This window comes from Companilactobacillus jidongensis, from assembly GCF_003946575.1.
In the GTDB taxonomy this organism is placed as follows: Bacteria; Bacillota; Bacilli; order Lactobacillales; family Lactobacillaceae; genus Companilactobacillus; species Companilactobacillus jidongensis.
In genome coordinates, this window is the sequence record NZ_RHOP01000013.1 from 15,312 (window position 1) to 41,783 (window position 26,472).

Sequence of the window (26,472 nt, forward strand, 5' to 3'; positions counted from 1 at the left end):
TTGGCTTGCTCCTTTTTTGTTATATTAATAATGATCTATAACTGAAAATATATATAATTGGTTATCCTCAACAAGATACACAAGTCTATGTTCTCCAGTGATTCTTCTCGACCATTTACCTGAAAGTTCATGTTTAAGTGGTTCAGGTTTACCTAAGCCATCAAAAGGATGTCTTTCAATATCCTTGATTAAATTATTGATTTTACGAATCATTTTTTTGTTACCTTGGTCGTACCAGTACATATAACCATTCCATGCTTTATCGGACCACGTCTTTTTCATTATTTCCCTCAATCAATTCATGCTCTTTAAATTCACCATTTCTGAATTGCTCTTCAGAATCACGCAGTCTTTCCATTAATTCTGGATTTGACATAATCCTCATTGTTTCAGTCATTGAATCATAATCATCTTTTGACATAACTACAACATCATCCTCCACATTCTTATTCGTAACAATTAACGGTTCCGAATTTTGATTTACTTGTTTAAAATATTTTTTTAAGTTTTGACGAAAATTTGAGTAAGATACTGCTTCCATAATGTTTGCCTCACATTCATTGTACAACAAATTGTACAGCTTTAAAATTAACCTTTCAAGTTTTATCCTTCAAATAAGACGTCTATTAAAATTACGTGAAAGTAAACTATTATCACTTTAGAAAATAAAGTCATTGTATTCAGATAGCAATATTAATAACTCTTTCAACCTTAAAGAATCATATAAGATATTCTGAATTAATTGTTAAAAATTTCCCAACGGAATAAGCTAGAAATAAATATCCTTGTATAGGAGGGAAATTTTATCATGAAGAAGAACTCGCTACTTCTTGGTACGGCAATGGCGGTCTTGCTAGCACCAGGAGCATTAAATAATACATCGTCGCAAAATGTCGATGCGGCATCCAGCTTGATCGGTATCGTCAGACGTGGCGGCGGTACTCTCTATGATGCCAATGGTAATGCTATTGGCAAGACTCTCGACAACTTCAGTTCTTGGCAGCTTGGTAAGTCCAACACTGTTAATGGCGTTACCTATTATAAGGTAGCAACTAATCAATGGCTGCGTGCTGATTCACTTGAGATTCAGGGTGCGACTGGCAGCAGTACTTCTACTACAACTAATACATCTAATACTTCCACCAAGACACCTGGTTACATCGGTACTGTCCTCAAGGGTGGTGCTGTCTCCGTCGATGACAGTGGCAAGTCTACTGGACAATCATTTGACAACTATACCGCTTGGAAGTTGAGTGCAAAGAAAACTATCAATGGTTCTACATATTATAAAGTATCGACTAACCAATGGATCAGTGCCAGTAAGCTGAGCGTTCGCGATGCCGGTGGAACTTTGGTCAATGAGTCGATCAATTCAACTACTGTCACTAAGACTCCTGGTTATATTGGAACTATCAACAAGGGCGGTACGTTATCATATGATGACAACGGCAATATGACGACTAATGCCTTTGGTAACTACACTTCTTGGAAGCTCGATGCAATGAAAGTTGTTAACGGTTTGACTTATTATCGTATCGCAACTAATCAATGGATCGATGCCAGTGCAATGACGGTCAATGACAGTAATGGTAAGGTTGTGAATGTTACAGATACTACTGATCCTAGTGTTGATCCTGGGGCTAACGCTTCAAGTGATGTCACTAAGACTGCCGGATATATTGGAGAAATCCTCAGTAACGATGGTATGGGAACTAGTTCATATGACGACAATGGCAATCCAACTGGTAAATTCTACGATCAGTTCTCTAGATGGCAATTGACCGGAACTAAGACTATCAGTGGTACGCAATATTACCGAATTGCGACTCATGAATGGTTGCTCGCTAATGCAATCAATGTTTATGATGCTGGTGGCAAGCAAGTTACCAACTCTAGTACTACTTCAACTAATAAAGTAGGCAAAGTAATTAATTACGCTGAGATTTTTAATGATCAAGGTGTTTCAACTCAGTATGTCTTACCTAAGAGCACTGAATGGAGCATTAGCGATTCTAAGACTGTCAATGGCGTTTTGTATTACAAAGTTGCGGACAACGAATGGATCAAGTCGGATACTGTTACTGTTACATCAGTCGATAACACTCCTTCTCTAACTGTTAAGTACGCTCTGACAACCTCCGCAAATGCGCAAATTTATGACACATCAACGAACTCGTTTTCCGCTGACAAGAATCCGGCCGGAACAAAATATAATATCTTGAACGTAGTCTTCAATAAGAATCAAGACTACTTCTTCCAAATTGGACCTAACTCTTGGATTGCTGATAAGTATGTTGGTTTCCAAGACGATTCAATCTATCAAAATGCCACATATGAACCAGAATTCACATTGAGTGCAACTAATAATTCTACTAATACAGCGACTACAACTGTTACTAGTGAAGTTGCGACCGTTATTAATGGTGGAACATACTTCTATAATGATTCTACTAACGGCTATGAAACATCCCCAGTGGCGACTGGAACCAGTTGGAAAGTATTCAAGATAGTTAAAAACTCCAAAGGTGAATTGTTCTTCAAAGTTGGTGGTCATGAATGGTTAGACGGTGCTCACTCAACTTTGAACTTTAACTTGAGCGATGTTACTATCGAAACCGACAATGACTTCGGTATCACAAAATAATTAATTATAGTACTTCATGAATTATTCACACATGAGGTATATACTAAAGATATAAACAAACTACTAATAAGATGTATTAAGGCTTTCTCCCTGATATAGTAAGGCGACTCTTTCATGTTGAGTCGCTTTTTTTAGTGCAAAAAAACCACCTTAATGTTACTTAGTGGTTTTGGTTTAAGCATCTTTTCTAGAACTTCCTTTTTCATCAGAGCAATAAGGCAAGTCAAAGGTTGGATCCACATAACTGTATGACCCATCTGACAAAATTGCCGTTACATGTTTACCATTTTCATCATAAACAGCTGGTTGAAGATCTATTCCAGCTTCTTTGGCAAGTTTAAGTAGTTTTTCTTTATCCGTCATAAAGTATCTCCTTCAGAATTCATACAAAGTGAATTTTAATTTTATTCAAATTTATAATACTCAAATCAACTACTACAATCTGACGTTCTTGCACTCGCAACCCTAGACTTACAACGGAGTGATAGCCATCAATTAGTGGGGTCGGAAATGTGAATATACTATATTTTATATCATTATAAATATAATATAACTGAAGCCATCTGGATCTGAGTTCAAGTTGAATATTGCGATCACTAAAATTGTTGATATTGACTTTGTTAGTAACTGAATCCTTGTTTTTGTTCATAAACTCATTAAAACTTCTCATACCTGTTAAGGTATCCAAATCCAACAAGTCACCTTCGTCAATCTCTAGTTCATATTCAATGACGGCTTTTTTCTCATTCTTATATCTCTGATTGGCCCACCAAACGGCAGCGTCGTAATCATTAACAAAAAAATATATACCTTGTCCCAACCAATGATCTGGTCGTTCTTCAAATACAAAATTGCCATCTCCAATGATGGACTTTGACTTACTAGCAGTAGTTCCGTGGTAGATTTTGATTTTCAAGGTTCCGCTCCATAGTATTAATTTGTTTGACTTTCCAAATATGGAGTAGCACCCACATGTTGTGGATTCAGTATAACAGGATTAGCAAATGCTAAACAATCAATCTACCTATTTAAATATTTATAATAATTACAATTTATTCGTTGTGCGTATTGTTTAGATAATAGGCCGATTTATAGGATAATAATATAGCATCAATTAGCAAAAAAAGGATCATTTAATTATGTATAAGCACAAGGCCACTTACGGACAAATGATACAAGCCATGAAAATTAAAGGTATTTCTTTTAATTATATTTCTGAGGAGGAGGCAATTTATTATTTAAAAAACAAAAACTACTATTTTAAATTGAATGCATTCAGAAATAATTTCAAAAAAACTAATAGCGTATATGAAAATTTGGATTTTCAATATCTAATAGCTATTGCAACGATAGATTCAAATTTACGTGAAATACTTCTTAAAATGTCATTGGATATTGAACATTCACTCAAAGTTAAACTTCTAGACATGATTACTCAAAATCCTAATGAAGATGGTTATTCAATTGTTAAAAGGTTCAAAGGATACAGTGAGTGGAATTACAATGAAACTATAAAGTTCATGAAGAATATTATATAAGTTCATCTCAAATAAAAATTTTCAATAATATACTAATCAAACTTGTTGACGGAAATTCACAATCATTATAATATTAAGTTATAGGAAGAACGGTTCGACCGTTCGTGGTATGAGCGCTAGACGTGATTATCATTATTATTTCAATAAAAAGGGCCAACTTCGTTTGAAGTTGACCTTTTTTATTTTAATCTTCAATAATCTCTTCTTTTTCATCTTTGACTACTTTACTCGCAGCATCAGCTTCTTCTTTCTTGGCCTTTTTGCCAAGGAATGAATGATGCATACCATATGAGAAGTAAATTACCAATCCAATTGCGAACCAGATTCCGGCATATAACTTGGCTTCATAGTCTAGTCCCCAGAATACAAGCAAGGCTCCTAAGAAACCTAAGGCTGGCATTACTGGATAAAATGGCATTTTGAAGGCTGGAACTGGCAAGTCTTTACCTTCACGTCTACGCAATGCATAGATTCCTAGTGAAACGAACATGAAGGCAATCAAGGTACCAGCTGAAATCAATTGTGCCAAGAAAGCGAATGGACACAAGGCACCAATGATAATACCGATAACTGTAAGTGCTGTTAGAGCGTGATTAGGAAGGTTGTTCTTGTTCAACTTACCTAACCAACCTGGTAACATTCCGTCACGTCCGAATGAATAAATCAAACGTGATCCAGCTAGCATCATACCGATCAATGCGGTAAACATACCGACAACAGCAACGGCTTGAATCGTACTGGCGATAACTGGATGTCCCGCATGACGCAGTGCCCAGCCAACTGGCTCAGCATTATTGGCATAATCTGAATAATGGAACATACCTACTAGAACTAGAGCAACGGCAACGAACAAGACAACGGCAATAGCTAATGATCCCAGAATACCACGTGGCATTGTCTTCCCGGGATCTTTGGCTTCAGCCGAATTTGCGGCGATTGAATCAAATCCAATATAAGATAAGAAAATCATCGATACACCAGCATAGATTCCTTGCCAACCACCGAAGGCTGTACCATCAGCATTAACGTGATACTTAGGAACAAATGGGAAATAATTTTGAATATGAATGGCTGTAAGACCAACAATAATAAATGTTAGAACGGCTAGAACCTTTAGAACAACTAAAATGTTTTCAACTTTGGCAGCTCCAGAAACACCCTTTGATAATAGCCACGCAACAGCGGCTAGCACAACAACGGCAGTGATATCGAGGACCCCACCGTTCACACCCATAGTGTTTGAAATAGCATTCGGAAACTTGATGCCTAATGGTAACAGCAGTCCTCTGAAATTAGCGGACAACCCAGAGGCAACGAACGCCACGGCAATGAAGTATTCAGCGAGTAAGGCCCAACCGGCTACCCAACCGAAGAATTCTCCAAACATAACGTTGATCCATGAATACGCTGAACCGGCGAACGGCATGGCCGCTGCCATTTCAGCATAGGCAAAAGCAACTAATCCAGCAACGATAGCAGCGACTAAGAACGAAATCGAAACAGCGGGACCAGCATGTTGTGCGGCAACTACTCCGGGTAGTGTGAAGATAGAAGTTGATACAATTGTTCCGACACCTAAGGCTAAGAAGTCCTTAACCGTTAAGACACGGACTAGATGTGAATCCTTATCTTCGTAAATACTCGGATCTTCTTTTAATGTTAATCGTTTAAAAAAACCACTCATATAATTTCCTCCTAAAATCATCCTATTATATATAGCTCAAAATCTCCTGGCTTGTTCTACTCTATAAATTTACCAGCCAATCTTTCCTTCTGGCAAAACAACTTCATCATTTTCAACAGCTGTAAAAGCTGCCTCTAGAACATCTAGAACTTTGTCTAGTTGTGCTCTTGTAATTACCAGCGGTGGTTGGAATCTTAGAATGTTTCCCTTGAGAGTGATGATGACCACTCCGTGTTGGAAGGCATAATAGATAACTTTGGAAGCAAAGTCAGTATTAGGAGTCTTGGATTCCTTATCTGTGACTAATTCGATTCCGCCATCTAAGCCATACATTCTAACGTCGCCGATTTCTTCGAATTGTTGTTGCATTTCTAAGAAACGCTTCCTTACATATTCCCCGTCTTCGACTGACTTTTCAAGTAATTTTTTCTCATCTAAGACATCCAGTGTGGCAAGTGCTGCGGCGCAGCAGACCGGATTACCGGAAGTTGTGAACAGGTGTGCTGGAGAATCGAGGCTCTCCATGACTTCTTTCTTACCAATTACGGCACTCAGTGGCATCCCTGAAGCAAGTGACTTACCAACAGACATCAAGTCGGGTTCGATATCCTTAAATTGTTGGATGCTCCACATTTTACCAGTCCTACCCATTCCTTGGTTGATCTCATCGACTGCGAAGAGAATTCCATTTTCATGACAGAACTGATATACCAGTTGCATGAATTCTTCGGGAGCTTTGCGAATCCCGCCGTCACCTTGGATCGGTTCGATCAAGACACAGGCTGTTTCATCAGCTGGCAGGAAGGTTTCAAATGGTTGTTTGAATTCATCGAAGTATCTCATAGCAACATCATGGACTGATTCGCCAGGTAATCTGCGATACAAATCAGGATACGGAACGTGAACTACTCCGGGGAGCAGTGGTCCCATTTTTCGAGTCATATTCAAGCTGACTCCTGAAAGTGTCATTGAACCGTAAGTAGAACCATGATATGAGTCCATGAACGATACAATATAAGGACGACCTGTATAAGCACGCGAGAATTTGATGATTGCGTCATTAGCATCTGAGCCAGAGTTTCCAAATGTGACTTGCTTAGGTGAACCGGGCACGAGCTTTGCCAGTCGTTCTGACAACTCTTGTTCTGGTTGATGGTGGAAATAACCTGGAGTATAGTGAACCAGCTTTGCGGCTTGGCCTTGAATAGCCTTGACGACTTTTTCGTTCGTATGTCCGACATTGATTGCTGAAGCACTCGCCAGGACATCAATATACTCATTTCCATCGACATCTACTAATATTGCATCGTGTGCATGATCGATTACTAAATCGTAGTAATCCATCCGAGCTGATTTAGCGTAAAACTTATTTTCACGTTGAATCAGTCGGTGAGCTTCCTCGTGATCATGATCTACTTTTTGCGCATCCATAATGACACCCCCTAATAAATTTAGTGATTGAAATATTGTAATTCTAATAGTTTTCTAATTTAGTTGCAAGTCTTTTTATAAAATTGTAATAATTCACTAGTGTTTTATGGGATTTAAAAAGGAGAATCACATTAGATTGTGATTCCCCTTTTATTAGATTAAATTTAATTTATCTTATAAGAAAGAACGTAAGATCTCTTTCATTGGTGGTAATTCAGGCATTGATTTCTTATCTATCAAGTGACCCATACCAAATTTTGCGTAACCCTTAGCTTCGTCCATCACGATTTTACCAGGCAAGGGAGCTTCATCAGTTACTGCAACATCTAGGACAACTGGACGATCTGTATTCTTGTATTTTTCTAGTGCTTCGACGTATTGTTCATTAGTTGTAATGCGCTCACCGATTCCGCCACAAGCTTCTGCAAACTTGGCAAAATCAATATCAGGCAAGCCGATTCCGTAATTTTGTTGTCCAGCTGATTGTTGTTCATATTCAATAAATGCCAATAGCTTGTTGTTCAGGACGGTGATGACCATTGGCAACTTGTATCTAACGGCAGTTGCGAAGTCCTGCATTCCCATTGCGAACGCACCATCACCAGCGACAGCATAAACTGGACGATCTGGTAACATCATCTTTGCGGCAATAGCGCCTGGCAAAGCACAACCCATAGTTCCTAACCAAGCTGAAATCGTGTACTTCTGAGTTGGTTTGGCATCAATGAATCTAGCTCCGAAGGCAGTTGAAGTCCCGACATCGATTGAGAACACAGCATTATCTGGAGCTGCCGCTGATAGATCATGGAACATTTTAGATGGCAAGACACCTTCGTGATCCTTGCTATAAACATCCTTCATCCATGAGCGCCATTGAGCCATGTGATTGATGGCCGTATCTAAGAAAGGACGTTCTTTAACTTCGTCACCAAGTTCGATCATACGAGCAAGTACCTTTTTAGTTTCACCTTGAATAGCAACATTAACACGATGACGTTTTCCAAGCTTGTCACCATTAATATCGACTTGGATCGCATCGATTTTGTGATTCAAGTATGGAGCATACGGATAATCAGTTCCCAGCATAATCAATAGATCAGCTTTTTGCATCATTTCATATGCGGCTTTGGTGCCCAGTTTACCCAACTGTCCTAAGTTATAGGGATGATCATCGGCAACCATTCCCTTGGCAGGCATAGTTTGAATAATCGGAAGTTTGAATTTCTCGATGAAATCAAGTGTTTCCTTCTTAGCATTTCTGATACCTGTACCAGCTAATACTATCGGATTAGAATGAATCTTCATCAAATCTAGAGCTTTTTTGATTTCAGCATCATCGACTTGATAATCTTCAATTTTGAAGTTATCAACATTGGCGCTGAAATTATCAGCAATCATATGATCTGGAATATCATCAGGAATCGTCAATACGGCAACACCTTGCTTAGAGTATGCGGTACGAATGGCTTCGTCCACTATGCGTGGCAATGATTGTGGGTCCATGATCATCTTATTATATACAGCAACATCATCAAACAATACATGCGTATCAACTTCTTGGAAAAAGTCAGTATTCAGCATCTTCGATTGTACTTGTCCCAAAATTGCTAGAACTGGCGCATGATCCATCTTGGCATCATATAATCCATTGAGCAAGTGAATGGCACCTGGTCCACCAATCGAGAGGCAAACTCCAATCTTTCCAGTTAATTTGGCTTGAGCAGAGGCCGATAGAGCTGCGACCTCTTCATGCAGAACATGTGTAAATTTGATTTTATCTTGGGCACGATACATAGCATCAATAGTTGTATCCACAGAATCACCTGGTAGACCAAAAATATTGTTGATTCCCCATTGACTCATAATATCAATCATCTTATCTGAAGCACGTACTTTCATAGTCATAATCCCCTTTGTCATTTACTTATCACAAACACCATACCACGTTTATTTCACAATCGAGAAATATAAGCTCATTCGTTATTCATTAAGGATTCGTATACTTTTAAAAAATTAATTGTGAATTATTTGTTTAATACTAACAATTTATTTGTGGTAAAATTTTGTTATTATAGGTATATATGTACTTGGGGGAAGTGAAAAAATGGTCAAACAGTTCCAACTCTATCGTTGGTTACGTTTTGTTTTTTTATTAGTAACGGGAATACTAATTGTCATCGAGCCGATAAAAAGTCTAAATATCATCATCTACTTAGTTTCAGGTTATATTGCGACCTACGGCGTTCTTTCAATTATGGACGGAATTAGCATTCGACGAAAGACCGGGGAGACAAATATCGCAATTGGTCTCGGAATCGGTGCTTTAGTTTTGGCAGTGGCCATTCCTATACTTGCTAAATTGATAGTTATCCTAGTTCCACCAGTTCTCGGTATTATTCTCTTGGTCAATGGAATTAATCAATTTCGTGACTCTCATGAGACAAAAAAACAAGTCAAGATAACACCTTGGCTTGATTATTTTTACTCAGCCTTACTGATGCTTGCTGGAATAATGTTTATCCTGCAACCACCGAAGACAATTATTTTTATCTATCAATTATTTGGAATCGGTTTGATTTTGTTAGCATTCTTCGAGATCATCAACTCCAGATTGTATCGCAATTAATTTAGTTTAGTTTTTTTCAATGTCACAGTACTCATGCTATTACTGATAGCACTGCCTTCTGGATGCGTCATAACTTGCCAGACTTGAATCGAAAAACCGATTTTTATTGGTAATGCTTCAGCAATCAAAATACCATCCTTGACCGGATTCAGATGATGAGTCAATATGTCTACTCCGACAGCCACTTCGTCCGGTTCAGTTATGTTAAGATTAGCACCAATACTGGCAGCTGTTTCTGCAAGAACGGCATTTATTCCACCATGCATAATTTTGTAAGGTTGTAGATGTTTATCCTCGACCTTCATCCGTAATGTGACACGATTTTTGTTTTGTTCGATTACTTCTATACCTAAATTTTCTAATAAATTCATTACTAACACCTCGGAGGTTATTTTTATGAGTGAATGGAAAAACATTAAAGATTATTCAGAAATTATTTTTGAACGAATGGGCAAAATTGCCAAGATAACTATCAATCGTCCTGAAAAGCGTAACGCCTTCACACCTGTCACTGTACAGGAAATGATTGAGGCTTTCAATATTTGTCGTGATGATGCCACGATCGGCGCCATTATTTTGACTGGACAAGGCGACCTTGCCTTCTGTTCCGGCGGTGACCAGAGTGTTCGTGGTAATGGCGGTTACGTTGGACCGGACCACATAGCAAGACTAAACGTCTTAGACTTGCAACATCTGATTCGCATCATCCCTAAACCAGTTATTGCGATGGTTCGTGGCTGGTCTGTTGGTGGTGGTAACATCTTGCAACTGGTCTGTGACCTAACAATTGCGGCCGACAACGCTCAATTTATGCAAACTGGTCCCAAAGTAGGCAGCTTTGATGCCGGATATGGTTCAGCCTATTTAGCTAGAGTTATAGGTCACAAACGTGCCAAAGAAGTCTGGTTCCTCTGCAAGCCATACACCGCTGACGAAGCCTTCCAAATGGGTTGGATCAACAAAGTTGTACCACTAGCTGATGTCGAAAAAGAAACTATTGCATGGTGTGATGAGATCTTAAAGAAATCACCTACAGCCATTCGTTTCATCAAGGCTGCCATGAATGCCGATACCGATGGATTAGCTGGATTACAACAACTTGCTGGTGATTCGACAATGCTATATTACACAACCGACGAAGGAAAAGAAGGACGCGATGCCTTTCTTGAAAAACGTGACCCTGATTTTGATAAGTTCCCGAAATTTCCATAGATATAAGAGAGTGGAGAAGACCGGAAGACTCTGAAACGCGTTTACAAAATAAAAGGAGCAAGAACCATGGAAAACTGGCTAACTAAACGTGCAAAACTAGACCCTAACAAAACAGCTTTGATCATTGAACATTCAGATTTCACCTTTAGTGAACTGAATTCCACCGTTCAGCTCTGCGCAAAAAAACTACACAATCAGATTCACAAAGGCGAACGTGCGGCGTTGTTTATCAGTAATTCCTTCAATGGTTATATTGCTATTTTAGCGCTACAACAAATTGGTGCTGAAATTGTTTTCTTAAATTCCAGATTGTCTAGTGATGAACTGAAATTTCAGATCAATGATTCTAAATCTAAAATTTGCCTAGTGGATGATGCAAGTGACTACCACAATATCAATCACGTTAATACGACCAAATTTTTTTTATCTGATATTTTGAGTATGAAACCTGATAAAAATTTCGAACCGGTTGAAGAATTCGACAATGATGATGTAACCTCAATCATGTATACCTCTGGAACTTCCGGCAGACCAAAAGGTGTCTTGCAGACATTTGGGAACCACTTCTACTCTGCTATCGGAACTTCTTTGAACTTAGGCATCAATGATCGAGATTCATGGGTATTGACTGTACCTTTATTCCATATTTCAGGATTCTCAATTATGATGCGCTCTTTGATTTATGGAATTCCCGTTTACTTGATCACCGACTTCAATGAAGAATATATTAATAAAGTTCTTGCTAACGAACGAGCAACGATTATTTCATTAGTACCAACAATGCTCAAGCGCCTGCTTAATAGTTTACCTACCGGTAAACACTACAATGAGCATTTCAAATGTGTCTTCTTAGGTGGCGGACCAATTGATAACTGGACCTTACTTCGCTGCGACATGCTGAATATCCCTGTTATTCAATCCTATGGTATGACTGAGACAGCCTCAAACGTGGTCGCACTGAACTTCCGGGATGCTGACAGAAAAGTCGGTTCCTCAGGTCAAGCATTATTCCCTGTCAATCTAAGAATCAGCAACATTGATAGTGATGGTATTGGTGACATTGAGATCAAGGCACCTAATGTTGCCAAGGGATATTTGAATCTGCAGAATTTATTCGAGAAAAAAATAACCGCTGATGGCTTCTACGAAACTGGCGACATCGGTTATCTAGATGATGAGAATTTTCTCTACGTCAAAGGTCGAAAAGATGACATGATAATTTCTGGTGGAGAAAATATTTATCCCGAAGAAGTCGAGAATATCTATAGCAAACTATCAGGCTTGGAAAGCATCTTTGTCATTGGCATACCCAATGATGAGTGGGGAGAAGTTCCTGTCGCATATGTGATACTCGCTGACGATGCCTACTTGACTGGTGAAGATCTAATCGGATTCGGACGGGAAAAAATGGCCCACTACAAAGTTCCTAAGGAATTCCGCTTGGTTACAGATGTTCCAAGAACCGCTAGTGGTAAAGTATTACGCCGCAAGTTTGATGATATTGAATATACGAAGATATAAATAAAGAGATTCCGCTATTGTGGAATCTCTTTTTATTATATAGGTTATAATTCCATAACAGAATGTCTGTATCAAATACTAACTCAATACAAATAATACTCAAAAAAATTAGCAATCTTATCCATCAACCGTGTTTCTACCAAGTGTTTGGCCTTATATCCAGTAATAAAGGCAACCTGCTCTGCATAGTCTTGTCCCTGAATGCTATCGAAGAAGTTTTTCGACTGCGAATAAGGAATCCGCTCATCTTCAGTTCCATGCCAAAACAGCAAGGGACGCTTATTGATAGTTTCGGGATAATTGCTCAAATCATAATCATCTATCCAACTCGTCAGGCTTTTCATATCCTTAGGAATATAAAGATTATGTTTTTTAGCTGAATCACGCACTAATTTGGCATACGCGCCTAGATTTGGTGTTCCCATAATGATAGTCGCTGCGGTTATCTCGGGATGTTGTGTTAATAATGCTCCCGTAGTCATGCCACCCATCGAATAGCCACCAACACCGATTTTTTCATCCAATACCAAATCTCGCTTCAGATAAAAATCTTTGATCAAGTCAAACTCAGCCAAATTACCTTGAATACTATTCCAAAATGTAAATGAAGGAATCGACGATACATCGTGTCGGCGTTGACCATGATTCATGGCATCGGGAAGAATAACACGAATCTTTTTTTTGGCAAGTTTTCTAGCTTGTGTTAAAACCAATTCTTTATCCGATCTCCAACCATGATAAAAAACTACCAGCGGAACTTTGCTATAACGATATTCCTCTTCCACAACTTCCAGTATTGGCACATCCTGCAGCATCCTTCGATAAATTTTTACCATAATTATCACCTCATGATTATCTTACTTGATTCAGAGCACAAAAAAAAGATTGAGACCATCGTCTCAACCTTAATCCTAGTATCTATTTGACCGATTGAATGATTGATTGATCTTAAAAATAAGTTCGTCAACATCTCGTTCATTTATATGATCTGTTTTTTCGTCGTATTCAATTAAATCTCTTCGAAAATCTAATAATGCTGGCTCGAAATCACTATTCTCAAAGCGATCAAGGTATTGCATGACTATGCCAATCAGATTTCTCTCAGAAAGCATATTGAATTCTCCAACAGATTCTTCAATTGTCTGAATAACTTCTTTGCGGTCCATTTTGAGTTCTCTCATTTCCTCCAAGGTATTCCCCGCCTTTCTATGTAGAAATATTGAACTTCCCCTGTATCTCATTGCGCAGAACTTGTTGTAAAGCTCATGAAGTCATTATCTTACATTTTTTATTGGTTTGGAATTCACTTTTATATAATAAAATTATATTGAATTGACTTATGCCTGCTGTCATAGGGTTTTAACCGGGCCCAAACGGGATGAAATTTCTTTTGGCACGCTATTGAACATTTTCGGTCATTTCCAAACAAATTTGGATAATTTAATTATCCATTATTGAAATATTTATTAAATGATATAGATATTATAGTACCTGAGCTATATAATAAAGATGTTTATACGGGCGGGGATGTATAAACAAAATAACGAAAGTTATTATAAAAAGTGGTACTCCTTCTCAACTGCTTATAGATCAGGGTTTGTGGTAGGCTCTGATCTTATTCTCGCAACAGGGGTAGAGACTCGTGGTAGGTCTCTGCCTTTTTTGTAGCGAATGGAAAAACTATTTTAATTATAAAATACAATAATAAAAACTAAATAATGCCAAATAAAAAATCCTTCATATTGAAGGATTTTTTATTATCATTACAAAGTTTGAATCGAATAAGCCCTATCTTCAAGTACATCTATCATGGCTTTAACAGTGTCAATTGATGTAAACAACGGTACTCCGTGTGCAATTGCCATAGCTCTGACATCGACACCAAAATCGTCATTCAATAAATTATTGATAACCAACTGAATTTCTTTATCCAGCATCATATTATCAAGTTCTTCCAACGATATAGATTGTACTTGTAGTAATTCACTTTGAGAAGTTGAGAACAGCTTATATCCCAATTCTGAAAATTCCTTAACCATTTCGACTACTTCAACGTTATCTTGTAAATCAGCGTCAATCACAATATTACCTTGAGATGGAATATGGGTTTTGGTAGCTTCAAAAGCCTTGTACAAAGCTTTTTCCACCGTGGTATCAGTTCCCATGACTTCTCCGGTAGATTTCATTTCTGGTCCTAATAGTCCATCAACTCCGGCTAACTTGAAGAAGGAGAAGACTGGAGCTTTAACATGGACTAAGTCATCAATCGGGGCAAGTCCTGTTTGATATCCTTGCTCTGCTAAGCTTTGACCTAAAATAACTTTAGTGGCTACTTGTGCCATAGGAATATCTGTGACTTTGCTCAAGAATGGTACCGTCCTACTGGCTCTGGGGTTGACTTCAATAACATAAACTTCATCCTCATGAACAACAAATTGAATATTCATCATTCCAATGCAATTCAAATCTTTGGCAAGCTGTTCTGTTATTTCGACTATTTGATTCTGAACATCCTCCGAAAAACTCTGACAAGGATACACTGCCATTGAATCGCCTGAATGTACTCCTGCACGTTCAATGTGCTCCATAATACCCGGAATCAGTACTGTTTTACCATCGCAAATGGCGTCAACTTCACATTCAGTTCCAACCAAGTAATGATCGATCAAAACCGGATGATCGTGTGAAGCCTCAACAGCATTGTGCATGTAATAATCCAATTCGTCTGCCTCATGGATAATACGCATGGCTCTCCCACCCAACACATAACTCGGACGAACGAGAATCGGATAACCGACTTTGTCTGCAATTACGATTGCGTCTTCAGCATTAGTAGCTGTATCCCCAGTCGGATGCTTGATATTGGCATTATTGATAACTTTTTCGAATTCATCACGATCTTCAGCACGATTGATGTCCTCAACCGTCGTACCCAAAACCTTGACACCATGTTCTGACAATGGCTCTGCCAAATTAATAGCGGTCTGACCACCAAATTGTAAAACAACTCCTTCTGGATGTTCTACATCGATCACATTCATGACATCCTCCAACGTTAAAGGTTCGAAGTATAACTTGTCCGAAACTGAAAAATCAGTCGACACGGTCTCTGGATTGCTATTCATTATAATAGCTTCGTAACCGTGCTTTTGAATCGCCTTAACGGAATGTACCGTCGCATAATCGAATTCAACACCTTGACCAATACGGATTGGACCAGAACCAATAACCAATATAGAAGGTTTATCAGTCACAATACTTTCATTTTCATATTCATAAGTCCCGTAATAATACGGTGTACTAGATTCAAATTCTCCTGCACATGTATCAACCATCTTGTAAACTGGTTCGATTTTATTATCGAGTCTAAATTGTCTGATATCATCTTCAGATTGATTCCATAATTTAGCAACAATTTCATCCGAAAAACCATTTTTCTTGGCAGCAAGTAAAGCTTCCAGATCACTCGGATTTTGTTTTAAATCATTTTCGATCTCAGTAATATGTAATAATTTATCTAAGAAAAATACATTGATCTTAGTTTTGTCAGCTATTTTTTCAATACTAATACCACGATGAATCGCTTCAGCTAAATAGAACAATCTATCGTCTTTGGCATGAATCAAACCATCCTCTAAACCCTCAGCGGATAAAGAATGCAGTTTAACATCATCAAGATAATTCAAGCCTATTTCCAGTGAACGTACTGCCTTTAAAGTGGCTTCCTCAATATTTCTACCGATTGCCATCACTTCACCAGTAGCCTTCATCTGCGTTCCCAATAATCTGTCAGCATTAGTGAACTTATCAAAAGGCCAACGAGGAATTTTGCAGACAACGTAGTCTAGCGCCGGTTCAAATTCAGCATAAGTTGTTCCTGTGATTGGATTTATGATCTCATCTAGCGTCAAACCTACTGCAATTTTCGCAGCAACTTTGGCAATTGGATAACCAGTTGCCTTAGAAGCTAGTGCACTGGAACGGCTGACTCTAGGATTAACTTCGATAACATAATATTGATAGCTATCAGGATCTAAGGCAAGTTGAACGTTGCATCCCCCTTCGATCTTCAGTGCCCGTATTAGTTTCAAAGCCACATCACGTAACATCTGAACTTCTTTGTCTGACAAAGTTTGAACGGGAGCGTATACGATAGAATCACCCGTATGAATCCCGACTGGATCGAAGTTTTCCATGTTACAGACAACCATCGCATTATCGGCCGCATCACGCATGACTTCGAATTCAATTTCCTTGAAACCAGCAATACTCTGTTCCAAAAGAACTTGCGTGACTGGAGAGAGGCTCAAACCATTGTCCGCAATCTCCGCCAATTCAATCTCATTATTAGCGATACCGCCACCGGTTCCACCCATGGTAAAAGCGGGACGGACGATAACTGGATAACCAATATGATCAGCAGCATCAATGGCTTCAGCAACTGTGTGAACAATGGCTGATTCAGGAACTGGCTCATGCAAGTCATTCATTAACTGACGAAACTTCTCACGATCTTCGGCTTGATCGATTGCATCCAACTTAGTACCTAACAATTCGATTCCTAATTCATCTAAGATACCTGAATCAGCAAGTTCCATTGCCATGTTCAATCCTTGTTGACCGCCAAGGGTGGGCAAAATCGCATCAGGATGTTCTTTGTACAGAATCTGTGATACGAACTGGAAGGTAATAGGTTCAATGTATACCTTGTCCGCAATTTCAGTATCGGTCATGATCGTAGCAGGATTCGAGTTGACTAAGACCACTTCGTAATCAAGTTCCTTTAATGCCATACAAGCTTGTGTACCGGAATAATCGAATTCGGCTGCTTGTCCAATGATTATTGGGCCTGAGCCGATAACCATAATCTTGTTAATATCAGTTCTCTTCATGCGCAACTTTCTCCTTTGCATTCTGTTCCATTAAGTTAATAAATTTGTCAAAAATATAATCAGCGTCATGTGGACCAGGAGCTGCATCAGGGTGAAATTGCACAGAAAAAGCCGGATAAATTTCATGTTGCACTCCCTCAACGGTATGATCATTGATCTCTTCATGAGTCACTGTAAGATTTGTTCCTACTAGTGATTCGCTATCAACAGCATATCCGTGATTTTGTGACGTGAAATCTATCCGGCCAGAAGAAAGTTCGCGAACAGGGTGGTTGAAACCACGATGTCCAAATTTCATTTTGAAAGTGTCTGCCCCATTGGCAAGCGAAAACAGTTGATGACCCAAGCAAATACCAAACATTGGTACATGCTTCTCTACTTCTTGAATCATCTCTAAAACATCGACATCTTTAGGATCTCCAGGTCCATTTGTCAGCATGACACCATCTGGGTTGAGGTCCAAAATTGTCTTCGCATCAGTCTTTGCCGGTACAACTACGAGGTTACAATTTCTCTTTTTTAACTCTCTAATAATCGAATATTTCAATCCAAAATCAACTACTACGACTTTTTTACCGGTCGCAGGAATCGCATATGCTTCGTCAGTAGAACTCACTTCAACTTGATCCTGTCGCAAATCAACTCGTCGTAAGTCTGATACAGTCGTGTCAGTTACTTCATCGACCAAAGTTGCCTTCATGGCACCCTTTGTTCGAATGTGTCGTGTAACGGCACGAGTATCGATTCCACTGATTCCAGGGATTTGATTTTTTTGTAAGAATTCATCTAGTGACGTATTCATACGCCAGTTGTTTGATCGTCGGGCTAATTCATGTACAACAATGCCCTTTACGGTAGGGGCATTCGATTCGAAATCATCGGGGTTGATTCCATAGTTACCAATCAATGGATAAGTGAACATCAGTATTTCTCCATTGTAAGATTGGTCAGTAATTGATTCTTGATATCCTGACATACCGGTACTAAAAACCAGTTCGCCAAGTGATGAAGCGTTAGCACCAAATGCTTGTCCGGGATAAATATTCCCGTCTTCTAAAACTAAATAACGTTTCATGTAGACACCCTTTCTGTATTGAATTAGCCTATTTGATCACTTGAATTGAGACATTCAATTTTTTGTGATTGTTAAGAATTGTACAACTGATTATTAAAAAATCAAATAGTTTTTTAATTTAATTTTAATCTTAAAAATAATAAAAGCCTCCAACCATAAGGCTGAAAGCTTGTAATATACACTTTGGAATTATTTTTTAAGCATTATCAGAATCGTCCATATCTCGTTCAATATCCATCCCATACAGATTATTGACCGGTGCATCTTTAGGTGCCGGATGGACCACTAGAATTGTTGTGGCACCCTTACTGCTGACATACCCAACAAAACTTGTCACTTCTTCAACGTAATAAGGCAAACCATCTGAATGAATGATGTATTGACCAGCAACTGGCATGTTTTCGACGAATACTTTATTCATCCGAATATAGTCATCTCCATCATGCAGAACGATTAGTACTTTATACATTTTAATGTTACCCCTCCTTTTTTAATACCTATACAAAAGTTGTAACATACCCAGTACACAGATTGATAGTAAATTACTTATGCTTTATCAAACGTGCACGATAAACCTCAGGTATCTGTTCAATCTTTTGTAATAATTCAGCACTATCCTCGGCATTCAAATCATCTACATCAATTACGGTATATGCCGTATCCTTTTTGGCAGCATTCGACATACTGGCAATATTCATATTCAACTGGGCTAAGATCGTTGTTATTTGCCCAACCATGTTCGGTACATTCTTATGAATAACTGTGAAACGATACGGTGCTTCAAACGGAACTTTCATTGCTGGTAAGTTAACTGATTGAACAGTATCGCCAGTTTCCAAATAACTCATCACCGTATTAGCAGCCTGCGTAGCACCATTTGATTCAGCTTCTAACGTCGAGCCACCAATGTGTGGAGTGACGATAACATTTTCTTGGTCGGCAATGATCGGTTCACCGAAGTCAGTCACATAATATTTGAGCTTTTTGTCCAAAACGGCTTCCAGTTCAGCTTCATTATCTACAATTCCTAATCTTGAATAATTGAACAAAATAGCGTTTTTCTTCATGACAGCAATCACATTTCGATCGATCAATTTTTCAGTCTCATCGTTCTTGGGCACATGAACAGTTACATAGTCAGCATCCTTCACTGCCTGCTTGATCGTATTAGACCGGTCAACATGATTGTTGATATTCCAAGCGGCATCAGTTGATAAATATGGATCATAGCCGATAACATTCATGCCGAGTTCTAGCGCCGCTTCAGCCACTAATGAACCAACATGACCTAAGCCTATAACGGCTAATTTTTTGCCCATCAACTCCGTTCCATTGAACTTAGTCTTGTCTACTTCAGTGCGCTTTGACACATCAGCACCAACATGATTATTTGAATAAGCATTAGCCGCAAAAATATTTCTTGAAGCTGAGATCATAAGTGAAATGACCAATTCTTTGACTGCATTCGCATTACTTCCCGGTGTATTGAAGACCGCAATCCCCGCTTCGGTCGCACGATGAATCGGAACATTATTTGTTCCTGCACCAGCACGAACGATCGTCTTAAGTGACTTAGGAAACTCGGCATCACGAAGATTAACGGAACGAATCAGATAGGCATCCGGTTTGTCAGTTTGATTGATAACAAAATTATTGTTAAAAGTATCAAGTCCACTTTGATCAATAGCATTGAACGTTTTTACTTGATAAGTCATATTAATTTTCCTCCCGATGTTTCATTTCGAATTCTTCCAAGAAGTCCGTTAGCGCCGTGACACCTTCTATGGGCATTGCATTGTACAAACTGGCACGCATACCACCGACCAAACGGTGTCCCTTGAGATTAACCAATCCGCGGTCTGCTGCTTGAGCGATGAACTCTTGATCAAGTGCCTTGTTGCCAGTGACGAATGGGATATTAGTTAATGAACGGTCAGCTGGTTTGATCAGATTATTGAACATTTTTGATTGATCCAAAAATTGATAGAGCTGATTTGATTTTTGACGATTGATTTTTTCCATTTCTGTGATTCCACCAATATTTTTGAGCCACTTCAAGGTTAATCCAGCCGCATAAATTGCGAATACTGGTGGTGTATTGAGCATTGAATTTTTGTTAGCAAGTAACCGATAATCCAACATACTTGGCAATGATTTCTTACCAATCAAATCTTCTCTGACAATAACAACTGTCAGTCCTGCAATCCCCAAGTTCTTCTGTGCTCCAGCATAGATAGCACCGAAGTCTGTAACATTATATTGTTGAGCCAAAAAGTTTGATGACATATCTCCAACCAAAATATGTTTAGTTTCTGGTAATTTGTCAAATGCGGTTCCTTCTATTGTGTTATTAGTGGTTAAATGAATATAGTCATAACGATTATCATCATCTTTATATTCAGGCAACTGATGATATTCATTGTCCTTGGATGTCGCTACAATTGTGACTTCAGTTCCAATTTTTTCAGCCTCTTCACCAGCACGAGTAGACCAATGTCCAGTATCGATCAGGCCAATGTGATTGTATTGGGTTGCCAAATTCATTGGCATCGCAGTGAATTGCAGTGTTGCTCCACCCTGCAAGAAGAGAATTTTATAGTTATCAGGAATGTGCATTAGTTCTCTCAGATCATTTTCAGCATCGGCGATAACATTGTCGAATAAAGCTGAGCGATGGGATATTTCCATAACACTCATACCTGAGTTTTTAAATGAAGGAATATCTTCTTTGATTTGAGTTAAGACTGGCTTAGGCAACATGGCTGGACCAGCTGAAAAATTGTAAACTGTCATCTTTATTTCCACCTTTGTTTTAGATTAAAAAAAATAGGAACCCTCACGAAGATGTGAGAGTTCCCAAACAAAAGTCTGAATTAATGCCCTCACAGCTTCAAAAATCTTGAATCCATGAGGGTTAAACGAAAAGTTTAATAGGCCTACATGGATAACCGTGTAGACAAGGAGGAGCTTATTAAGCTAAAATGTAATTGTTTAATCATAATTAAAATGCCTCCAATAAACTTAAAGACACTTTAACAATTTAACTGGGGAAAGTCAATTAGAAGGAGAAAAAAATGACAGAATTTTATTTCATCAGACACGGACAAACAGAAGCAAACGCTGAGGGTATCAAACAAGGTACTATAAACACAGAAATAAGTAATCTAAATGAAACAGGCAAAAGTCAGATTAAAAAATTACATGAGGTTTTTAATCTTAGCTTCGCTGACGAATTGATCCACAGCCCTCTTAATAGAACCATTGAGTCTGCTCAAATATTAAATGAAGGCTATAATTTGCCGATGTCCACTGACGAACGTCTACTCGAAATTTCATATGGCGAGTGGGATGGACAAAGAAATTCTGAATTACGTGAGAAATATCCACGTTACTTCGACAAATACCTTCAGGACGTTCTGCCGGATTATATTGAAGTCGCTACTAAAGGAGAGACATTCCCTCAAGTAGTTGCACGTGTTAAGTCCTTTTTATTAGAAAAAACGCTCAATACACCTGATAAAAAATACATCGTCGTCACACATGGATTTACAACTAAAGCCGCCGCTCTTGGCGTAATTGAACCGCAAAATCCGATGACCCTTCCCGAGCCGAACAACGCTAGTGTTACAAAGATCGTAACATTGGCGAGAACACAGGAAATGTATTTGGAATACTATAATCGAGAGTTTAAGTTCTAGAAAGTGGAAGAAGCTGGCTTTCTCCACTTTCTACTCAAAATCAGGAGCAAATCATGCAAAATAAAAGAAACTTAATATCAAACAGAATTGTGATCAAGGTTGGGACCAGTACTTTGATCCATCAAAATAGTAAGGTACGCTTGGCAGTAATCGATAAACTAGCTCACGTTATGAGTACCCTAAAAAAAGACGGTAAAGATGTCATCTTAGTTTCATCCGGTGCTATTGGTGTCGGAATGGGCGTTCTCCACTTAGACAGCCGTCCAGTAAAAATCTCTCAACAACAAGCTGTTGCTGCTATTGGACAAGCAGAATTGATTCAAATATACAATGAAGCACTCCACAAATACGACATGTGTGCAGCACAAATGTTGATTACTAAGGACGTAATCGACTATCCTGAAAGTCATACTAACGTTATGAACAATTTTCAAGCCTTGCTCGGAATGCCTAATGCTATTCCAATCGTTAATGAAAACGACGCTATCACTGTTTCTGAATTGGATCACCTAACTAAATTCGGTGATAACGACCAATTATCGGCCATCGTAACTAACTTAGTTGATGCTGACCTATTGATCATGCTATCTGATATTGACGGCTTCTATACAGCTAATCCACTAAAAGTTCCTGATGCTAAATTGATCGATCGAGTTAAAATCATCGATTCAGGTATCATTGCGGCCGCTGGCGGTCATGGTACGAAGTTTGGTACTGGTGGTATGACGACCAAATTAAAAGCTGCCGAAAGGATTTTGAAGCACAATCAGCAGATGGTACTCGCAAATGGTAAAGATCCCGATATTATTTTTAATATTCTATCTGGTGATACGGTTGGGACATTGTTCACAAAAATTTAGGAGGTATGATCATGATCGATTTGATTGAAATGGGTAAAAAAGCTCAAAGTGCCTCATTTGATTTGGGACAACTTGGAACCAACGAAAAAAATAATGCACTGTTAAAAATGGCGGATTCTTTAATCGCTAACACAAAAAATATTATTATTGAAAATAAAAAGGATATTGAAAACGCCAAGAAAAATGATATTGCTAAGGCTATGATTGATCGTCTGATGCTTGATGAAGACCGGATCACGGGTATGGCTGACGGATTAAAACAAGTCGTTGCCTTGCCTGACCCTATTGGTCGAATCGATCGTGGTTGGACAACAACTGCTGGATTAGATATCGTTCAAGAACGTGTTCCCCTTGGCGTTATCGGCATGATTTACGAGGCTCGTCCTAATGTTACTGTTGATGCAGCCGGACTATGTTTCAAAGCTGGTAATGCAGTTATCTTACGTGGTGGTAAAGAAGCTATCAATTCAAATATTATTTTGGCTAACACTTTGCGTAGTGCTTTGAAAGAAATTGGTATAACTGAAGATGCCGTCCAACTAGTTTCTGACACTAGCCATGAAATTGCCAATGAAATGATGCAATTAACTGACTACATCGATGTTTTGATTCCTCGAGGATCTGGTAAGTTCATTAAAATGGTCGTAAATAAGGCCAAGGTTCCCATCATTGAAACCGGCGCTGGTAACTGCCATATTTATGTAGATAAAGACGCTGACTTGGACAAAGCCTTGCCAATTATTATTAATGCCAAAGTTCAACGTCCTTCTGTCTGTAATGCCGCTGAAAAAGTTATCTTGCATAAAGATATTGCTGAAAAATTTCTACCAAAATTGTATCAAGCTTTGAAAAATAATAATGTTCAAGTTCGTGGTGATGAACGTGCCGTAAAGATTATTTCTGACATTATTCCCGCTACTGAGGACGATTGGTATACTGAATATAATGATTACATTATCGCTATAAAGATCGTCGATGATATCGATACAGCTATCAAACACATCAACAAATACAACACTAAGCATAGCGAATCGATCATTACTGAGAACTATGCTGCTAGTCGTCAATTCATGAAACAAATCGATGCCGCAGTGGTATACGCCAACGCATCCACCCGTTTCACTGATGGTAACGAATTCGGCTTCGGTGCTGAGATTGGCATCAGTACTCAAAAACTCCACGCCAGAGGCCCCATGGGTGCCAATGAATTAACCACAACTAAGTATTTAGTTCAAGGTGATGGACAGATTAGAGAGTGAAATATATTCATAATAAAAAAGTTCTACGACAAAAACGAAATTTGTCATAGAACTCTTTTTTAGATTCGATTATCCAATAATTGTCTTTCGTAAGTATATTGATAGACCAATAATAATATTGCTCCAACAAAAATCCCAATTCCATTAGCGACCACGTCGCTGATATCGCTGGTACGATTGATCAAGAATGCATGTGATAAATAATACTGTGTCGTTTCAATGACAGCACCAGTCATAAGTCCAACTGGAATCATCGATGATAACGATACTTGAGAAAAGCCTTTTTTGATCAAGAATCCTAAGGGTATCGTCAAAACAATGTTTTCAATAAATCCTAAATCATAATAAATATGATATAGATTCACGCTGCCAACGCCAGCAGGCATAATATAAACTCCTGTGCCATCAAATGACATCGGCGTAAATAAGATCATTCCTAAAAAAGTTATATACATCAAGCTGACTAATGAGATTCTTCTTCGATTAAATTCTTTGATATTGTTGAGAATGTAGATCCCACTTAAAAACGACAGAATCAAAATTACGAATAATGGCATCCAACGCATTAAAATCACTCCTTTTAAGTTTTGTTTTTATATTTTTGTATTTTATTAGTTTAATTGCTTTCGATTGCCGGTGACTCCAGCTAAAAATCTTAAAACCGTATGTGTCACGTCTATACTTTATTGATTTGATGGCTCTATCTTACCGTTTGATTATTTAATTCAACTTAAAAGAATACGAATTTTTTATGATAGTTGTGAAGAAAAAAAGAGTATCATCAATTTTTTGACGATACTCTTGGTTTATAATTTTAATTTGTGTTTCTGAAACGAGTGCACCAATCTTTGGACACACTCTGCTAATAGCCTTCATCAAAGTCAACAACATTCTCAACAACTTCGCCATTTTCAACGTATGACTTCAGATTACGTTTGAAAATATCAAAAGCACGATCAGCATAATGAACACTCATTCCGGCATTATGTGGTGTAATAATAACATTCTTCATATCCCACAGCGGGCTGTCTTCGTTCAATGGCTCTGGCGTTGTAACATCAAGCGCTGCTCCAGCAATTTTCTTTTCTTGCAAAGCATCGACTAGATCATCCATATTAGTCGTCTTACCACGTCCGATATTGATATAGAACGCCTTTTTGGACATTTGTTCAAATAATTCAGCATTGAAAATACTATTTGTATCTTCAGTATCAGGTAGTGCATTGATGACAAAGTTAGCATGTTTAACGCCAGCTTTGAAGTCAGACATTGAAATCATTTCATCAATATTAACATCTGCTTGATCAGATCGACGCACACCAACTGTTCTCATTCCCAACGCCTTTGCATATTGAGCAATTAGACTACCAACGTGACCAACTCCAACAATCATAACGGTTTTACCATAAACCTCATTATAGGGTTCATCGTGCTTCCATTCTTTCTTTGCTTGATGTAGGACTGACAAATTCATATTTCTCATTAACATCAACATATAAGCCAATGTTTGTTCCGCAATATTAATTGCATTAGCACCTGAACCATTGGTCAAAGTAATTCCCTTTTCAGATAATTCACGAAGTGGCAATGACTCCACTCCGGCACGAACTACTTGAATCCAGTTCAAACTCGAACTCTTCAAAATATCATCCTTCAAAGAATTGGACCAATTGTACAAGACTTCAACATCTTTTAGATCAGCTGCTGTAACATTCTCTGGTGCGGTTACTGTTAAATCAACACTAGGGATTTTCTCGATTCTTTCTCTCTGGTGATCTGTCAAATTTACCAAGCTAAGAACTTTCATATCCACTACCTCTTATTTAAAATTTATCTTCAATTATAATCATCTATTACAAAACTATCCAGTTTTCTAATTAATATCTTATGAAAAAGAAATTATATGGTACACTTATAAATGTTGTTCGTAAAATTTGATTTATTCAAACAAATATGTTAAATAGTTGCTCCATCTTTTTGGAGCACTTTTTTATTGTCTAAATCATATTTATAAAATAAAAATTTTTATTAG

General features: G+C 38.3%; 25 protein-coding genes. 8 read left to right on the top strand and 17 right to left on the bottom strand.

Going from position 1 to position 26,472, the window contains the following annotated elements:
- Positions 1 to 24 precede the first annotated feature (24 nt).
- Entirely contained in the window at positions 25 to 282 is a 258-nt protein-coding gene (locus EKM68_RS08950; RefSeq protein ID WP_125589918.1) for a Txe/YoeB family addiction module toxin, read from the bottom strand.
- Positions 260 to 541 carry a type II toxin-antitoxin system Phd/YefM family antitoxin gene (locus EKM68_RS08955; RefSeq protein WP_125589920.1) on the bottom strand — a complete coding sequence of 94 codons (282 nt, stop codon included), beginning with the start codon at positions 539 to 541 and terminating at the stop codon, positions 260 to 262. Before EKM68_RS08955 ends, EKM68_RS08950 begins: the two co-directional genes overlap by 23 nt.
- A 267-nt stretch (positions 542 to 808) precedes the next feature.
- Between EKM68_RS08955 and EKM68_RS08960 the strand changes: the two genes are divergently transcribed.
- A complete protein-coding gene (locus EKM68_RS08960; RefSeq protein ID WP_125589922.1) occupies positions 809 to 2,644 on the top strand; it encodes an SLAP domain-containing protein in 1,836 nt (611 codons plus the stop codon).
- A gap of 174 nt (positions 2,645 to 2,818) precedes the next feature.
- On the opposite strand, the gene EKM68_RS08965 is transcribed toward EKM68_RS08960, so the two are convergent.
- The gene (locus tag EKM68_RS08965; RefSeq protein WP_125589924.1) at positions 2,819 to 3,007 is read right to left on the bottom strand and encodes a hypothetical protein; all 189 of its coding nucleotides are present in this window, start codon (positions 3,005 to 3,007) and stop codon (positions 2,819 to 2,821) included.
- 19 nt (positions 3,008 to 3,026) lie between these two features.
- On the bottom strand, positions 3,027 to 3,560 hold the full coding sequence (locus tag EKM68_RS08970; RefSeq protein WP_125589926.1) for a hypothetical protein: 534 nt from the start codon (positions 3,558 to 3,560) through the stop codon (positions 3,027 to 3,029).
- A 223-nt stretch (positions 3,561 to 3,783) separates the two neighbouring features.
- On the opposite strand from EKM68_RS08970, the gene EKM68_RS08975 reads away from it, so the two are divergent.
- Positions 3,784 to 4,182: an Abi family protein gene (locus tag EKM68_RS08975; RefSeq protein ID WP_125589928.1), complete on the top strand. Its 399-nt coding sequence runs from the start codon at positions 3,784 to 3,786 to the stop codon at positions 4,180 to 4,182.
- Positions 4,183 to 4,366: 184 nt separating this feature from the next.
- Here EKM68_RS08975 and EKM68_RS08980 read toward each other — a convergent pair whose 3' ends face one another.
- The 3 genes from EKM68_RS08980 to EKM68_RS08990 form a co-directional block, all read right to left on the bottom strand.
- A complete protein-coding gene (locus EKM68_RS08980) occupies positions 4,367 to 5,866 on the bottom strand; it encodes an APC family permease (protein WP_125589931.1) in 1,500 nt (499 codons plus the stop codon).
- A gap of 69 nt (positions 5,867 to 5,935) precedes the next feature.
- Positions 5,936 to 7,297 (bottom strand): aspartate aminotransferase family protein, encoded by a 1,362-nt coding sequence (locus EKM68_RS08985; protein WP_125589932.1) that lies wholly within the window; start codon positions 7,295 to 7,297, stop codon positions 5,936 to 5,938.
- A gap of 174 nt (positions 7,298 to 7,471) precedes the next feature.
- Positions 7,472 to 9,196 (bottom strand): pyruvate oxidase, encoded by a 1,725-nt coding sequence (locus EKM68_RS08990; protein WP_125589934.1) that lies wholly within the window; start codon positions 9,194 to 9,196, stop codon positions 7,472 to 7,474.
- A gap of 205 nt (positions 9,197 to 9,401) precedes the next feature.
- On the opposite strand from EKM68_RS08990, the gene EKM68_RS08995 reads away from it, so the two are divergent.
- A complete protein-coding gene (locus EKM68_RS08995) occupies positions 9,402 to 9,923 on the top strand; it encodes a DUF308 domain-containing protein (protein ID WP_125589936.1) in 522 nt (173 codons plus the stop codon).
- On the opposite strand, the gene EKM68_RS09000 is transcribed toward EKM68_RS08995, so the two are convergent.
- Positions 9,920 to 10,294 (bottom strand): PaaI family thioesterase, encoded by a 375-nt coding sequence (locus tag EKM68_RS09000; protein WP_125589938.1) that lies wholly within the window; start codon positions 10,292 to 10,294, stop codon positions 9,920 to 9,922. The two genes, EKM68_RS08995 and EKM68_RS09000, sit on opposite strands and share 4 nt — an antisense overlap.
- A gap of 25 nt (positions 10,295 to 10,319) precedes the next feature.
- Between EKM68_RS09000 and menB the strand changes: the two genes are divergently transcribed.
- Both menB and EKM68_RS09010 read left to right on the top strand, forming a co-directional pair.
- Positions 10,320 to 11,135 (top strand): 1,4-dihydroxy-2-naphthoyl-CoA synthase, encoded by an 816-nt coding sequence (menB, locus tag EKM68_RS09005; protein WP_404810801.1) that lies wholly within the window; start codon positions 10,320 to 10,322, stop codon positions 11,133 to 11,135.
- A gap of 66 nt (positions 11,136 to 11,201) precedes the next feature.
- Complete coding sequence (locus EKM68_RS09010) at positions 11,202 to 12,656, top strand: o-succinylbenzoate--CoA ligase (RefSeq protein WP_125589940.1); 1,455 nt, start codon at positions 11,202 to 11,204, stop codon at positions 12,654 to 12,656.
- 83 nt (positions 12,657 to 12,739) lie between these two features.
- Here the strand turns inward: EKM68_RS09010 and EKM68_RS09015 are convergent, their stop codons facing one another.
- From EKM68_RS09015 to serC, 7 genes are all read right to left on the bottom strand, one after another.
- A complete protein-coding gene (locus EKM68_RS09015) occupies positions 12,740 to 13,492 on the bottom strand; it encodes an alpha/beta fold hydrolase (RefSeq protein WP_125589942.1) in 753 nt (250 codons plus the stop codon).
- Between the two features lie 75 nt (positions 13,493 to 13,567).
- Complete coding sequence (locus EKM68_RS09020) at positions 13,568 to 13,846, bottom strand: hypothetical protein (RefSeq protein WP_025025000.1); 279 nt, start codon at positions 13,844 to 13,846, stop codon at positions 13,568 to 13,570.
- Positions 13,847 to 14,419: 573 nt separating this feature from the next.
- Positions 14,420 to 17,569 carry a carbamoyl-phosphate synthase large subunit gene (carB, locus tag EKM68_RS09025; RefSeq protein WP_125589944.1) on the bottom strand — a complete coding sequence of 1,050 codons (3,150 nt, stop codon included), beginning with the start codon at positions 17,567 to 17,569 and terminating at the stop codon, positions 14,420 to 14,422.
- Positions 17,535 to 18,623, bottom strand: coding sequence for a carbamoyl phosphate synthase small subunit (locus EKM68_RS09030; protein ID WP_125589946.1), 1,089 nt, complete (start codon positions 18,621 to 18,623; stop codon positions 17,535 to 17,537). Before EKM68_RS09030 ends, carB begins: the two co-directional genes overlap by 35 nt.
- Positions 18,624 to 18,819: 196 nt before the next feature.
- Positions 18,820 to 19,092, bottom strand: coding sequence for a LysR family transcriptional regulator (locus tag EKM68_RS09035; RefSeq protein ID WP_125589948.1), 273 nt, complete (start codon positions 19,090 to 19,092; stop codon positions 18,820 to 18,822).
- A 73-nt stretch (positions 19,093 to 19,165) separates the two neighbouring features.
- Positions 19,166 to 20,338, bottom strand: coding sequence for a phosphoglycerate dehydrogenase (locus tag EKM68_RS09040; protein ID WP_125589950.1), 1,173 nt, complete (start codon positions 20,336 to 20,338; stop codon positions 19,166 to 19,168).
- 1 nt (position 20,339) lies between these two features.
- The gene (gene serC, locus EKM68_RS09045; RefSeq protein WP_125589952.1) at positions 20,340 to 21,416 is read right to left on the bottom strand and encodes a 3-phosphoserine/phosphohydroxythreonine transaminase; all 1,077 of its coding nucleotides are present in this window, start codon (positions 21,414 to 21,416) and stop codon (positions 20,340 to 20,342) included.
- Between the two features lie 281 nt (positions 21,417 to 21,697).
- Here serC and EKM68_RS09050 point away from each other — a divergent pair, with 281 nt between their 5' ends.
- Genes EKM68_RS09050 through EKM68_RS09060 form a run of 3 tightly spaced genes read left to right on the top strand, consistent with a single transcriptional unit; the run spans position 21,698 to position 24,440 of the window.
- Positions 21,698 to 22,321, top strand: a complete 624-nt coding sequence (locus EKM68_RS09050) for a histidine phosphatase family protein (protein ID WP_125589954.1) — start codon at positions 21,698 to 21,700, stop codon at positions 22,319 to 22,321.
- Between the two features lie 53 nt (positions 22,322 to 22,374).
- Positions 22,375 to 23,181 (top strand): glutamate 5-kinase, encoded by an 807-nt coding sequence (proB, locus tag EKM68_RS09055; RefSeq protein WP_125589956.1) that lies wholly within the window; start codon positions 22,375 to 22,377, stop codon positions 23,179 to 23,181.
- Positions 23,182 to 23,192: 11 nt separating this feature from the next.
- Positions 23,193 to 24,440, top strand: a complete 1,248-nt coding sequence (locus EKM68_RS09060) for a glutamate-5-semialdehyde dehydrogenase (RefSeq protein WP_125589958.1) — start codon at positions 23,193 to 23,195, stop codon at positions 24,438 to 24,440.
- Positions 24,441 to 24,499: 59 nt separating this feature from the next.
- Here EKM68_RS09060 and EKM68_RS09065 read toward each other — a convergent pair whose 3' ends face one another.
- Together EKM68_RS09065 and EKM68_RS09070 are read right to left on the bottom strand one after the other, a co-directional pair.
- A complete protein-coding gene (locus tag EKM68_RS09065) occupies positions 24,500 to 25,006 on the bottom strand; it encodes a VanZ family protein (protein ID WP_125589960.1) in 507 nt (168 codons plus the stop codon).
- A 296-nt stretch (positions 25,007 to 25,302) separates the two neighbouring features.
- Positions 25,303 to 26,247, bottom strand: a complete 945-nt coding sequence (locus tag EKM68_RS09070) for a D-2-hydroxyacid dehydrogenase (protein WP_125589962.1) — start codon at positions 26,245 to 26,247, stop codon at positions 25,303 to 25,305.
- Positions 26,248 to 26,472 lie beyond the last annotated feature (225 nt).